10 protein-coding genes are annotated in these 13,550 nt (G+C 70.6%); 4 read left to right on the forward strand and 6 right to left on the reverse strand.

From position 1 onward, the window contains the following. Window positions 1-2 precede the first annotated feature (2 nt). On the reverse strand, window positions 3-1,049 hold the full coding sequence (locus tag FFI87_RS15535; protein WP_138847059.1) for a LysR substrate-binding domain-containing protein: 1,047 nt from the start codon (window positions 1,047-1,049) through the stop codon (window positions 3-5). A gap of 107 nt (window positions 1,050-1,156) precedes the next feature. Between FFI87_RS15535 and FFI87_RS15540 the strand changes: the two genes are divergently transcribed. Then, window positions 1,157-2,428 carry an MFS transporter gene (locus FFI87_RS15540; protein WP_138847058.1) on the forward strand — a complete coding sequence of 424 codons (1,272 nt, stop codon included), beginning with the start codon at window positions 1,157-1,159 and terminating at the stop codon, window positions 2,426-2,428. A 43-nt stretch (window positions 2,429-2,471) separates the two neighbouring features. Here FFI87_RS15540 and FFI87_RS15545 read toward each other — a convergent pair whose 3' ends face one another. Both FFI87_RS15545 and FFI87_RS15550 read right to left on the reverse strand, forming a co-directional pair. Beyond that, window positions 2,472-4,673 (reverse strand): TonB-dependent receptor, encoded by a 2,202-nt coding sequence (locus FFI87_RS15545; protein ID WP_138847057.1) that lies wholly within the window; start codon window positions 4,671-4,673, stop codon window positions 2,472-2,474. Between the two features lie 156 nt (window positions 4,674-4,829). After that, on the reverse strand, window positions 4,830-5,468 hold the full coding sequence (locus tag FFI87_RS15550; protein WP_012364846.1) for a glutathione S-transferase family protein: 639 nt from the start codon (window positions 5,466-5,468) through the stop codon (window positions 4,830-4,832). A gap of 113 nt (window positions 5,469-5,581) precedes the next feature. Between FFI87_RS15550 and FFI87_RS15555 the strand changes: the two genes are divergently transcribed. Then, the gene (locus tag FFI87_RS15555) at window positions 5,582-6,502 is read left to right on the forward strand and encodes a LysR substrate-binding domain-containing protein (RefSeq protein ID WP_138847056.1); all 921 of its coding nucleotides are present in this window, start codon (window positions 5,582-5,584) and stop codon (window positions 6,500-6,502) included. Window positions 6,503-6,507: 5 nt separating this feature from the next. Here the strand turns inward: FFI87_RS15555 and FFI87_RS15560 are convergent, their stop codons facing one another. The 3 genes from FFI87_RS15560 to FFI87_RS15570 are packed head-to-tail and all read right to left on the reverse strand — an operon-like array spanning window position 6,508 to window position 10,505. Further along, window positions 6,508-8,733 carry a xanthine dehydrogenase family protein molybdopterin-binding subunit gene (locus FFI87_RS15560; RefSeq protein ID WP_138847055.1) on the reverse strand — a complete coding sequence of 742 codons (2,226 nt, stop codon included), beginning with the start codon at window positions 8,731-8,733 and terminating at the stop codon, window positions 6,508-6,510. After that, on the reverse strand, window positions 8,730-9,731 hold the full coding sequence (locus FFI87_RS15565; protein WP_138847054.1) for an FAD binding domain-containing protein: 1,002 nt from the start codon (window positions 9,729-9,731) through the stop codon (window positions 8,730-8,732). The genes FFI87_RS15560 and FFI87_RS15565 overlap by 4 nt, the downstream gene beginning before the upstream one ends. An 18-nt stretch (window positions 9,732-9,749) precedes the next feature. Continuing rightward, window positions 9,750-10,505 carry a 2Fe-2S iron-sulfur cluster-binding protein gene (locus FFI87_RS15570; protein ID WP_138847053.1) on the reverse strand — a complete coding sequence of 252 codons (756 nt, stop codon included), beginning with the start codon at window positions 10,503-10,505 and terminating at the stop codon, window positions 9,750-9,752. A 559-nt stretch (window positions 10,506-11,064) separates the two neighbouring features. On the opposite strand from FFI87_RS15570, the gene FFI87_RS15575 reads away from it, so the two are divergent. After that, the gene (locus FFI87_RS15575; protein ID WP_138847052.1) at window positions 11,065-11,349 is read left to right on the forward strand and encodes a hypothetical protein; all 285 of its coding nucleotides are present in this window, start codon (window positions 11,065-11,067) and stop codon (window positions 11,347-11,349) included. Between the two features lie 44 nt (window positions 11,350-11,393). Continuing rightward, window positions 11,394-13,514, forward strand: a complete 2,121-nt coding sequence (locus FFI87_RS15580) for a phosphocholine-specific phospholipase C (RefSeq protein WP_138847051.1) — start codon at window positions 11,394-11,396, stop codon at window positions 13,512-13,514. Window positions 13,515-13,550: the final 36 nt, after the last annotated feature.

Raw genomic sequence — 13,550 nt, forward strand, 5'->3', positions numbered from 1 at the left:
CGTTACGCCGCAAGCATCGCCACCTCTGCCTGCGTCGCGTCCCGCACCGCCTGCGCGACGATCCGCGCGAGCCGTTCGACGGTCGGCGTCGCCGACGACGTCCGCCGCAGCAGCATCAGCGGCAGGCTCGGCAGTTCGGGCAGCCCGAACGACGCCGCGTCGAGCACGCGCACCGACGCGGGCAACCCATAATGCGAGCGCACCGTCAGCCCGAGGCCGGCTGACGCCGCGGCCCACAGCCCGGCCAGGCTCGGCGTCGTGAACGCGACGCGCCACGGCACGCCCGCGCGGTCGAGCGCGTCGGTCGCCGCGCCGAAGAACCGGCACGGCCGGTCGAACACGACGAGCGGCAGCGGCTCGCCCGACGCGCGCATCACACGCAGACTCGCGTCGCCGTCGTCGGCCGCCTCCGCCGGGCCGCCGCCGTCCGGCATGCCGAAGCCCGCCGCGCCGACCGCCGCGATCCACTGCATCGGCACCTGCGCGATCGCGTCGCTGTCGATGCCCGCGCGCGACACGAGCGTCGCCGACGCCGGGTCGCCCCACACTAGCGCGAGATCGAGCTGGTTCGCGTCGAGCCGCTCGAGCAGCTCCGCGTTGCGCGCGACGCGCGCCTCGATCCTCACCTTCGGATGCGCACGCGCGAACCGCCCGAGCACGTCGGGCAGGATCGCCTCGCCGAAATCCTCCTGCAGGCCGACCCGCACCCAGCCGTCGAGATTCACGCCGCGCACGGCCGCGGCCGCTTCGTCGTTCAGTTCGATCATCCGCCGCGCATAACGCAGCATCGCGTCGCCGGCGTCGGTCAGCGCGAGCCCGCGCCCGGCCTTCACGAACAGCGGCGTGCCGGCCTGCTCCTCGAGCTTGCGGATCTGCGCGCTCACCGCCGACGACGAACGCGCGACGCGATCGGCAGCCTTCGCGAAGCTGCCGAGATCCACGCCCGCCACCAGGCTGCGCAACGCGGCGACGTCGAAGTTCGGTCGAGCCAGCGCGGCGTCGGGTGCCGCGAGCGGCGTCGCGCCATGGGCATTGTGTTGTCCGGACATGTCAACCATCCCGTTTTATCGAACGATTCATCAAAAACTTTCCGATTTTCAGGATGAATGTAGGTCGCCACACTGGTGATGTCAATTTCCGAACGGGCTTTGTCGCCATGGATACCTCCTGCCTCGCTTCCCCATCCTCGCCGGCGCACGACGCGCGCGGCCCGGCCCACCGCTGGCGCGTGCTCGCGGCCGGCGTCGCCGCGAACATGAGCTTTTCCGCCGCCGCGGCCGGCATTCCGACCACCGCCGTGTGGATGCGCTCGGCCTACCACCTCGACAACGGCGCGCTCGGCCTCGTGCTCGGCGCGCTCGGCTTCGGGGTCGCGCTGTCGGAGCTGCCGTGGGGGATCGCCGCCGACCGTTTCGGCGACCGTCGCGTGTTGCTCACCGGCCTCGTCGCGACGGCCGCGATGCTGGCGCTGATGGTGATCGCGATCGTCCCGAGCGCGCACGCGGTGCCGCCGCTCATGCGCGTCGTCGCGGCGATGTGCTGCGTCGGCCTGCTCGGCGGCAGCGTGAACGGCTCGAGCGGACGCGCGGTGATGCGCTGGTTCGGCGAGCGCGAACGCGGGCTCGCGATGAGCATCCGCCAGACGGCCGTGCCGCTCGGCGGCGGCGTCGGCGCGGCGCTGCTGCCGTCGCTCGCGTCGCATGCCGGCTTCGCCGCGGTGTACGGTGCGCTGATGCTGCTGTGTGCCGGATCGGCGGCGCTGACGTGGCGCTGGCTGCACGAACCGCCCCACGCGCCGGCCACCGCGCACGGACCCGCCGCGCACCGCCCTGCCGCGCAGCAACCGCCTGCCGCAGCCACGCGCAGCCCGCTCGCGAGCGGCCGCGTGTGGCGCATCGTGCTCGGCATCGGCGCGCTATGTGCGCCGCAGTTCGCGGTGCTCACGTTCGCGACCGTGTTCCTGCACGATTTCGGCCGGCTCGGCCTCGCCGGCATCAGCGCGGCGATGGTCGCGCTGCAGGTCGGCGCGATGGTGATGCGGGTCTGGAGCGGTCGTCATACCGACCGGCACGGCAACCGGCGCGCGTATCTGCGCGGGTCGGTGTGCGTCGCGGCCGGATCGTTCGCGCTGCTCGCGGCGGCCACCGCCGGCAGCCCGCACGTGCCGCTCGCCGCGATCGTAGCGATTCTCGTGTTCGCCGGCATTTGCGTGTCGGCATGGCACGGCGTCGCGTACACCGAACTCGCGACGCTCGCGGGCGCGAACCATGCGGGCACCGCGCTCGGGATGGCGAACACGATCGTCTATCTCGGGTTGTTCGCCACGCCGCTCGCGATTCCGCCGCTGCTCGCCGTCAGTTCGTGGAGCGTGGTCTGGCTCGCCGCCGCGCTGATCGCTGGCGCGACCTATCCGCTGTTTGCCCGCTAGCGGGGGCCGGCGCGCCGCCGGCTTGCCAAACCCGCACGGGCGTTCAGAACGTGTACACGGCCGACAGCATCGCCGAGCGGCCGTCGCCGAGCTCGACCGCGGACGATCGCGATTCGCTCCCCGACACCTGCCGCACGCGTTCGACATACGCACGGTCGAACAGGTTGTCGACGTTCAGCTGGAAGCGCAGCCGGCGGCTCACCTCGTAGCCGGCCATCAGGCTATGCAGCCAGTACGCGCCAAGCTTGCCGTCGCCTTGCGACGTTACGTTGCGCCGGCCGACGAAGTGCGAGCCGTAGCCCATCGTCCAGCCCGCCGGCAATCGATAGGTCGTCCACACGTTGAATGCGTGCCGCGGCGTGTTGCCGAGCGCCTGGCCCTCACGGCGCGGCGTGGCCGGCGAACTGAGCGTGACGCTCGCCAGATACGTGTAGTTCGCGAACAGGTCCCAGCGCGGCGTCACCTTGCCGGCGGCGCCGAGTTCGACGCCGCGCACGCGTTGCCGGCCCACGAGCGCGTAGCTGCCGTCGGCCATTCGTTCGCGCGCGTTCTTCTTTTCGGTCTGGAACAGCGCGCCGTTCAGCGCGATGCCCGCGAGCCCTTCCCATTTCGCGCCGAGTTCGAAGCTCTCGTTTTTCTCGGGGGCGAGCGCGCCGGTCGCCGCGCTCACGCCGGAGCCGGTGGTGACGAGAAATTCGGCGGACGGGTTGAACGACGTGCCGTAGGCGAAATACGCGCGGCCGTTATCGGTCGGCTTGAACACGAGAGCCGCGCGCGTGCTCAGATGACGATCGTCGCTGTCCGCGCGCTCGGTTGGTTTGCCGGCCGGCGTACTTTCCGCCCAGCCGTCGATCCAGTCGTGCCGCAGCCCGACGTCGACGTCCCAATTGCGGCCGAGTGAGATCGTGTCGAACGCGTACAGCGCCTTCACGACGAGCGCCGTGTCGTTGCGCGCGCTGTCCTGGCGCCGCGCGGGCCCTTGCCAGACGCCCGGCGGGGCGGCGAGCGCGAAACCGTCGGCCGGATAGAAGCGGTTGAGCCCGTACGAATAGGTCGTGCGGCCGTACGTTTCCCGCGAGATCTCGAAGCCGGTGACGAGCGTGTGCCCGATCCCGAGCGTCGCGAACTCGCTCGTGATGTTCGTCTGGTTCGCCCACATCGTGGTCGATGCATCGCGGCCGTAGCCCTGCGGCCCGGCCGGCTTGTAGCGCCCGGGCGGCAGCCCCTGCAGGTTCACGTGCGACGCGGAAATCACGGTGTCGCGATTCAGGTGCGCATAGCGGCTCAGGTTCTGCACCTTCAGGCCGGACGACACGTCGTGTTCGGCCTTCACGGTGAACGCGTCCGACGTGATGCGTTCGCGATCGAGATTGCGCCAGCCGAAATAGCTGTCGCGCGATACGCCGGCCAGCACCTGGCCGTTGTGCGCCGGCAACCCGTAGTCGGGCAGGTTGTTGTCGTACTGGTGAAAATAGCCGAGCGTGACGCGCGTCGGCGTGCCGAGACCGAACGCCAGCGACGGCGCGACGCCCCAGCGCCGCTTGCGGATGTCGTCGCGGCCCGGCACTTCGTTGACGTGCGCCATCGCGTTCAGGCGGAACGCCGCCCGATCGTCGGTGCCGGGCAGCGGCCGGTTCGCATCGAGCGTCACGCGGCGGTAGCCGGACGTGCCGAGCATCGTGCCGGCTTCCGCGGACGCGCCGGCCTTCGGCGTCTTGCTGACCAGGTTCACCGAGCCGCCCGTCGTGCCCGCGCCGCCGAAGACCGAGTTCGGCCCCTTGATGACTTCGACCGCCTCGATGTTGAACAGGTCGCTGCGATTGTTCTGAGCGCTGTCGCGCAGCCCGTCGATCTGCATATTCGCATTCGCGCCGAAGCCGCGGATATTGAACATGTCGCCCGAACCGCCGCCGCCCTCTCCGGCGTTGAACGTGATGCCCGCGACGTTCGACAGCGCCTCGCGCAGGCTCAGCGCCTGCTGTTCGTCGAGCACCACGCGCGGCACGACGGTGATCGTCTGCGGCACGTCGAGCAGCGGTGTCGCATATTTGGCGGAACCCGAGCGGTCGACGCGCGAACCCGCGTCGCGCTCGCCGTGAACGAAGATCGGGCTCAGGTGCGGCGCGTGCCGCGGCTCGCCCTCGTCCGCGCAGGCCGGCGCGGCCGCACAGGTCATCATCGCGAATGCGACGGACGCGCTCGCGCGGCGCGGCGGCGTCGCGCGTGACTGAATACAACGGCTCATGTTCACTCCATTCCATTGTTGAGAATGATTCTCATTACAATGGAATGGGCGCGACAGGGCAATTGGACACGTCCGAACTTCGTTATCCGAACGACTCGTCGAACGACTCGTCGAACGAAGCGGCCATGCCGCCGACCGGCCCGCCGCGGCCGCGTGTCAGACCTGCTCGCGCGCCAGCGCGCGCCGCGCGGCCGGCCGCTCGGCCTCGCGCTGCGCATGCGCGGTCCACGCGGGATGCCGCGTCATGTCGAGCCCGATCGCGACACCCCAGCGATACAGCACCAGCAGGAACGGATCGACGATCGAATGACCGCCCGGCTCGGCCCACGTGCGGCCGTCGGCGAGCGCGGCTTCGATCGATGCGTTCGCGGCGTCGATCAGATCGCGCCCGTGCGCGCTGATCGCGCCGTGCAGCGCAGGATCGCCGATGAAGCGCCCCGGCCGCCACAGCGTGCCGTAGCCGACACCGTGCACCCAGCCGACCAGCCAGGCGAGCCATTCGTGGCAGCGCGCCTCGCGCAGCGGATCGTCGAGCGGCAGCAGCCGCGCGTCCGGATGACGGCGCGCGAGATACGTGAGGATCGCGGGCGTTTCGGTCAGCACGCGCGGCTCGCCGGGAATCGCGAGCACCGGCACGCGCGCCTTCGGGTTGATCGCGAGATAGCGCGCGTCGAGATTCTGCCGCTCGCGCACGGACACGATCTCGACGTCGAACGGCGCGCCGGTTTCCTCGAGCGCGATGTGGGCGGCGAGCGAACACGCGCCCGGCGAAAGATAGAGACGATATGCGTTCATGGATGGCGTTGCCCGGCGGGCCCGTTGAAAGACGGAACCGAGTGTAGGTGCGCGCGGCCGGCCGCCACAAACGATGAATTGTCGTGCTCGGGCATTAGTGCTACTAATGCGTGATGCGACGCATCCACCTTCCCCCGCTGCAGACGCTGCGTGCGTTCGAAGCCGCCGTGCGGCAGCAGAGCTTCACGCGCGCGGCCGACGAACTCGCGCTCACGCAGGGCGCGGTCAGCCAGCACATCCGCACGCTCGAGGCGCAGCTCGGTCATCCGCTGTTCACGCGCGAGCGCAACGGCGCCACGCCGACGCATGCCGCGCATGCGCTCGTGCTGCAGGTGCGCCAGGGCCTGAGCGTGCTCGAACGCGCGTTCGAGCCGGCGCTCGCCGTGCGCGACCGCCCGCGCACCTGCGACGTCACGTTGAACGTGAGCGTGCTGCCGAGCGTCGCGGAGCGCTGGCTCGCGCCGCGCCTGCCGCGCTTCGCGGCCGCGCATCCGCACATCGCGATCGCGCTGCATCCGGACGCGGCGCTCGCGCCGCTGCGCAAGCGCGACCGCATCGACGTCGCGCTGCGCTACGGGCCCGGCACCTGGCCGGGTGTCGTCGCCGAGAAGCTGATGAACGAGACGGTCTTTCCGGTCGCGAGCCCCGCGTACCGCAATCGCGACGGCATCGCGCCGCGCACGCCGGCCGATCTCGTGCGCGCGACCCTGCTGCGCCACCCCGCGCAGCCGTGGGAGCCGTGGTTCCAGGCCGCGCGCCTCGACCTCGTCGAATCCGCACGCGCGCCGCGCTTCACCGATGCGAACGCGTTGATCGACGCGGCGCTGAAAGGACGCGGCGTCGCGCTCGCGCGCCGCTCGCTGATCGAACCCGAACTCGCGGCCGGCACGCTCGTGCGCGTGTCGGCGGTGCGCGTGACCGACGTGTATGCGCACTACGTGGTGTGGCGCCCCGGCCATCCGCACGAAGCGGCGATCCGCACGTGGCTCGACTGGCTGCGCAGCGAAGTGCGGCGCAGGACGCCGCGCCGCTGACGCGCTCAGGCCCGCGCCGGCATCGTCACCTTGTCGAGCGTGATCGGCAGATCGCGCACGCGCACGCCGGTCGCGTGATAGACGGCGTTGGCAATCGCGGCCGGCACGCCGGTGATCCCGATCTCGCCGATACCGCGGATGCCGAGCGGATTGAAGTGCGTGTCGCTCTCGTCGACGAAGGTCACGTCGAACTCGCCGATATCCGCATTCACCGGCACGTGATATTCGGCGAGGTTCGCATTCGTGAAGCGGCCGTGCCGCACGTCGAGATGCGAACCTTCCTCGAGCGCGGTGCCCAGCCCCCACACCATCCCGCCGAGCAGCTGGCTGCGCGCGGTCTTCGCATTGAGCACGCGGCCGACGCTGTACACGCCGACGATGCGCGGCACGCGGATCGTGCCGAGTTCGGCGTCGACGTGCACTTCCGCGAACACCGCGCCGAACGAGTGGGATGCGTAGCGCGACTTCTCGTCGCCCGGCTTCGTCGTCGCCTGCGCGTCGATCGGACGGCCGCCCGCCCGCGCGATCACCGCCGCGGCCGGATCGCGCCGCGACGGGTCGCCGCGATGCACGAGCCAGCCGTCGTCGACCGTCACGTCGTCGGCCGCCGCGCCGTGCAGCGGCGAGCCCGGATCGGCGATCGCCAGCGCGATCAGCTTCGCGCGCGCCTGCAGGGCGGCCTCGCGCACGGCCGGCGCGACGCTCGCCGCCGATTGCGAGCCGCCCGACACCGGGGCACGCGGCAGGCTCGAATCGCCGAGCACGAAACGCACGTGTTGCGGCGCGAAGCCGAGCGCGTCGGCGGCGACCTGCGTCATCACCGTGTAGGTGCCGGTACCGATGTCCTGCGTGCCCGACGCCACTTCGGCCGTGCCGTCCGGCAGGATGCGCGCACGCGCGGCCGCCTCGCTGCGGTTCGCCGGATACGTGGCGGCCGCCATCCCGAGGCCGATCAGCGTGTCGCCGTCGCGCATCGTGCGCGGCGCGCCGGTGCGACGCGACCAGCCGAAGCGCTGCGCGCCGACGCGGTAGCACTCGCGCAGCTTGTTGCTCGACCACGGCTTGCCGTCCTGCGGATCGACCTCGGCATAATTCGCGAGCCGCAGCGCGACCGGATCCATCCCGAGCCGCCACGCGAGCTCGTCCATCGCCGACTCGAGTGCGAACGAGCCGGGCGTCTCGCCGGGCGCGCGCATGAACGTCGGCGTGCCGACGTTCAGCGCCACGATCCGGTGCGTGGTCGCCTGGTTCGGCACCGCATACATGATGCGCGTCGGCATCCCGCACATCTCCGTCCAGTCCTCGAAGGTCGACGTGGTGACGATCGAGTCGTGGCGCATCGCGGTCAGCGTGCCGTCGTGGCGGGCGGCCAGCACGATGCGCTGTTCGGTGAACGGCCGGCCGCCGACCGGGCCGAACATCTGCGGCCGCGTCAGCGCGAGCCGGACCGGGCGACCGACCTGCTTCGCGGCCATCGCGCACAGCGACACGTGCGACCACGACGATCCCTTGCAGCCGAAGCCGCCGCCGAGGAACGGTGAAATCACGCGGACCTGTTCCGGTGCGATGCCGAAGACCGCGGCCACCGCGGTGCTCGCGCCCGACACGCCCTGCGTCGCATCGTGCAGCGTGAGCGTCGGCCCGTCCCAGTGCGCCATCGTCGCGTGCGGCTCGATCGGGTTGTGATGCTGCATCGGCGTCGTGTAGGTCGCGTCGATGCGTACCGCGCCTTCGCGCAGGCCCGCGTCGACGTCGCCGCGCTGCGTGTCCATCGCGCGCCCCTGCTGCTTCGGCGGCACGCGCGCGGCGCCCTTCTCGCGTGCGAAATCGAGCGCGGCGCCGCTCGCGCGATAGCGCACCCGCACCGCATTCGCGGCATCGGTCGCGTGCTCGAGCGTGTCGGCGACGACGACCGCGACGGGCTCGTTGCTGTAGCGCACCGCGTCGTCCTGCAGCAGCGTGAGCCGGCGCCCGGCGGGAGGCGACAGCGGCGGGCGGCCGCCGTTCGGCAGCCGCATCGCGTTCTCGTGCGTCATCACGAGCAGCACGCCCGGCATCGCGCGGGCGCGCGCCGTGTCGATCGACTCGATGCGTCCCGATGGAATCGTGCTGGTCACGAGCACCGCATGCGCGAGCCGCGCATCGGCAAACTCGGCCGCGTAACGCGCGCCGCCCGTCACCTTGAGTTCGCCGTCGACGCGGTCGAGCGGCTGTCCCGTCAACGTGTTCATGCGGCACCTCCCGTCGCGCCGGCGGCGAGGGTCACCGCGCGCACGATCGCGCGCTGCGCGAGCGCGACCTTGAATCCATTACCCTGGAGCGGACGCGCATCGCGCAGCTCGAGCGCGGCCGCCTCGCGCAGCGCGGCTTCGGTCGGCGCGCGACCCACGAGATGCCGTTCCGCGGCCGTCGCGCGCAGCGGCTTGTGCGCGACGCCGCCGAGCGCGATCCGCGCCTCCGCGATGCGCGGGCCGTCCATCCGCAGCGCGGCGGCCACGGCCACCAGCGCGAACGCGTAGCTCGCGCGGTCGCGCACCTTCAGATAGTGCGCATGGTCGGCGAAGCGCGGCGGCGGCAGGTCGACCGCGGTGATCAGTTCGCCGGGCTCGAGCGTCGTGTCGAGATCGGGCCGATCGCCGGGCAGCCGGTGAAACGACGCGAACGGAATCTGCCGCGCGCCGTGCGAGCCGCTCACCTGCACGACGGCGTCGAGCGCCGCGAGCGCGACGCTCATGTCCGACGGGTTCACCGCCACGCACTGCGCGCTCGCGCCGAGTATCGCGTGCATCCGGTTGTGGCCGCCGATCGCCGCGCAGCCGCTGCCCGGCGCGCGCTTGTTGCATTGCACGAACGCAGTATCGTAGAAATACGGACAGCGCGTGCGCTGCATCAGGTTGCCGCCCACGGTCGCCATGTTGCGCAATTGCGCGGACGCGCCGGCGAGCAGCGCTTGCGACAGCAGCGGATAGTCGGTGCGAATGCGCGGATGGTCGGCCGCGTCGCTGTTGCGCACGAGCGCACCGATGCGCAGCCCGCCGCCGGGCAGCGCATCGACCGAGTCGAGGCCGGCGATGCGCGTGATGTCGATGAGCGCGACGGGCCGTACGACGCCGCCCTTCATCAGGTCGAGCAGGTTCGTGCCGCCGCCGATGAACGCCGCGCCCGGCCGCTGCGCCGCCCGCACGGCAGCGGCGACGTCGGTGGCGCGTTCGTAGGAAATCGCTTCCATTGCGGTGCCCTCCGTCGGCTAGCCGCGCGCCGCGTGCGCGGCGCGCACGGCGGCGACGATGTTCTGATACGCACCGCAGCGGCACAGGTTGCCGCTCATGCGTTCGCGGATTTCGTCGTCCGACAGTTGCGCTGGATGCCGCCGTACATCGTCGGTAACGGCGCTCGCGGCCCCGGACGAGAACTCGTCGAGCAGCGCGGTCGCGGAGCAGAGCTGGCCGGACGTGCAGTAGCCGCACTGGAACGCATCGTGTTCGACGAACGCACGCTGCACGGGGCTCAACACGCCGCCGCGCGCGAGGCCCTCGACGGTCGTGATCCGCTCGCCTTCGTGCATCACCGCGAGCGTCAGGCACGCGTTGATGCGCCGCCCTTCCACGAGCACCGTGCAGGCGCCGCACTGCCCGCGGTCGCAGCCCTTCTTCGTGCCCGTCAGGCCCGCATATTCGCGCAGCGCGTCGAGCAGCGTGACGCGTGGTTCGAGTTGCAGCGTGTATGCACGCCCGTTGATGTCAAGATGCACCGGTTGTGCCGGGACCGGATCGCGGTGCGAGGCAGCCGGGCCGGACGCAGCGTGTGCGGGCTGCGGATGAACGTGCGATGCGGCGCTGACCGTCGCGGCCGCGGCTGCGGATTGCAAAAAGCGGCGCCGTGCGGCACTCGACGGCGTATCGTGCGGCAACGGCAGCGCCGCTGCATGGCCGGGCGCGGGTGTCGGCGCGCCGGCATCGCGCGCCGGTTCGGCGGACGGGGAATCGGATCGATCGCTGGACATGACTTCTGCTCGCTCCATGGGGTGAATGGATGCAGATGTGCCGCCCGTGCGCGGATGGCCGCGCGCGACGGCACGCGCATCGGCGCAGTTAGCAATTCCGGTGCCGCGGGTATGTGCGGGTAGCGCCCCAACGCGCGGCGCCGGCATCGATACGCGGCGCGAACGCGCGGCAAACTGGCCGCGCCGCCTTTCTTGACGCATGCATGGCACGACGCTGGCGCGTAGCTGATCGTGCGCTGGCAAAGCGGCAAAAACGCCCGCTTTTCGGCGTGATTCGCGGCGCATCGACCGCCGATTGCCGATCGCATTCGGCGCGCCGCGCACACGGCAGGCATTGCAATGAATCCGTCGTCGCATTGCACACGCGTGTAAATACGCGCGGCCGCCGCGTCCGCTGGAAAATTCCACCATGCGTGCATGCGATGCTTCGCGAAAGCATCCGGTCAGCTTCGCGAAAGCCTTTCGCGATCACGCCCCGGTTGCAAACGATTCACCGAATCGTCGCATCGCATCGGCATACTGGAAATCGTTTCCCGATCCGCCTGCCAGGAGAGAAGTCATGCGTCGCGTTGCCCTCGTCGTCGTTCTGTGTGCCGCCACCTTCGTCGCCGCCTGCAGCGACGACGCGCCGCACGACGCGCACACGGCCGACGGCTCGCCACCGGCCGGCGCATCGTCCGGCTCCGCGAGCGCATTCAACAGCGGTGCAGGCGCGAGCGCCGCAGCGTCGGAAGCCGCACCGCTCGCGCCGCCCGTCGTCCACTACCCGCCCGACGATGACGACGACGCCAAGCCCGCGACGAACGCGGGCGCATCCAGCGTCGCCGCGTCGTCGTCGCACTGATCCCGCCGTTCCTGTCCCCGATCGCAGAACCGAGGTGAAACAACATGACGTCATCCAGCCGCCGCCGTTTCCTGCATACCGTCGCACAATCGGCGGGCGCCGCCGTCGCGCTCAACGCGTTTCCTGAATCGATCCGCCGCGCGCTCGCGATTCCGGCCGCGCGCGGCACCGGCACGATCCGCGATGTGCAGCACATCGTCGTGTTCATGCAGGAGAACCGCTCGTTCGACCATTACTTCGGACACCTGCGCGGCGTGCGCGGCTACAACGACCGCTTCCCGATCCCGCTGCCGAACGGCAAGCCGGTGTGGTACCAGCCGTCGAAGGAAGACCCGACGAAACCGGTGCTGCCGTTTCGGCTCGACACGAAGACGACCAGCGCGCAGTGCCTCGGCGCGCTCGACCATTCGTGGGCGAAGACTCACGCGGCGATCGACGGCGGCCGCTACGACCAGTGGCCCGCGAACAAGACCGACATGACGATGGGCTATCACGTGCGCGAGGACATCCCGTTCCACTATGCGCTCGCCGATGCGTTCACCGTGTGTGACCACTACTTCTGCTCGCTGCCGGGGCCGACGCACCCGAACCGCGCGTACCTGATGACGGGGACGGTCGATCCGACCGGCAAGTTCGGCGGCCCGCTGCTCGACAACGCCGACTACGTCGACGGCGACCTGCCGCCCGCGTACCAGTTGCTGTCGTGGACGACCTTCCCCGAACGGCTCGAAGCGCACGGCGTGTCGTGGCAGATCTACCAGCAGGGGCTCACCTGGGCCGACCCGTACAACGGCAACTACGGCACGAACATCCTGCAGAACTTCACGAACTTCATCAACGCGAAGCCGGGCTCGTCGCTGTACCAGCGCGCGCAGACGGTGCGCACGCTCGACAACCTGAAGGACGACGTGATCAATGACCGGCTGCCGCAGGTGTCGTGGCTGCTGCCGCCCGCCGCGTTCTCCGAGCATCCGAAATACACGCCGGCGTACGGCGCGAACTACACGTCGCAGATCCTCGACGCGCTGACGTCGAATCCGGACGTGTGGGCGAAGACCGTGCTGTTCATCATGTACGACGAGAACGACGGCTTCTTCGACCATGTCGTGCCGCCGCAGCCGCCCACCTCCGCCGCGCAGGGCGCGTCGACCGTGACGACCGACGGCGAGCTGCATACCGTCGTGAACCCGGGCCGCGGCGGCAGCTACACCGCCGACGGGCTGCCGTACGGCCTCGGGCCGCGCGTGCCGATGACGGTCGTGTCGCCGTGGTCGAAAGGCGGCTTCGTGTGCTCCCAGGTGTTCGACCACACGTCGGTGATCCGCTTCATCGGCGAGCGCTTCGGCATCGACGAGCCGAACATCACGCCGTGGCGCCGCACCGTCTGCGGCGACCTCACCGCCGCGTTCGACTTCCGCTCGTCGGATGCATCGTTTCCGTCGCTGCCCGATACGAGCCAGTACCGCTCGATCGCCGACCAGCAATGCACGTCGCAACCCGCGCCCACCGTGCCCGCGACGCCGTCGCCGATCGTCCCGCAGGAACCCGGCGTGCGGCCCGCACGCGCGCTGCCTTACGAACTGCATGTGAACGCGAGCATCTATGGCGGCAACACGCTGCGCATCGAGTTCGCGAACCGCGGCAACCAGGGCGCGCACTTCCAGGTGTACGCGACGAACCGCACCGACGGTCCGTGGCGCTACACGGTCGGCGCGCGCCGCGTGCTGCACGCGGACTTCGACCTGACGGAGACGAACGGCGTGTATGCGTTCTCGGTGTACGGGCCGAACGGCTTCGTCCGGATGTTCGCGGGCAACGTGTCGGCCGCGACCGCGCGCCGCCGCAACCACGCGCAGCCGGAGGTGAAGGCCGGCTACGACATCGCGAACGGCAACCTGTACCTGAAGCTGCGCAACCATGGCGCGGGCCACGTCACGCTGACGCTGGCCGACAACGCATACGGCGCGCCCGCGCGTCAGGTGACGCTGCACGGCGGCGACGAACGCGTCGAGCAGTGGGCGCTCGCATCGAGCCACCACTGGTATGACGTTACGGTGAGCGATGGCGCGAACGGCACGTTCTCGCGCCGCTTCGCGGGCCACGTCGAGAACGGCCGGTCGAGCTACTCGGATCCGGCCGCGGTGGCGCCCGTCGCCGCGTCGTAGCGGCGCGACGACGCTGCGCGGCGGCCGCTGCGCAGC

It is taken from the genome of Burkholderia sp. KBS0801 (assembly GCF_005937855.2).
Taxonomy (GTDB): domain Bacteria; phylum Pseudomonadota; class Gammaproteobacteria; order Burkholderiales; family Burkholderiaceae; genus Burkholderia; species Burkholderia ambifaria.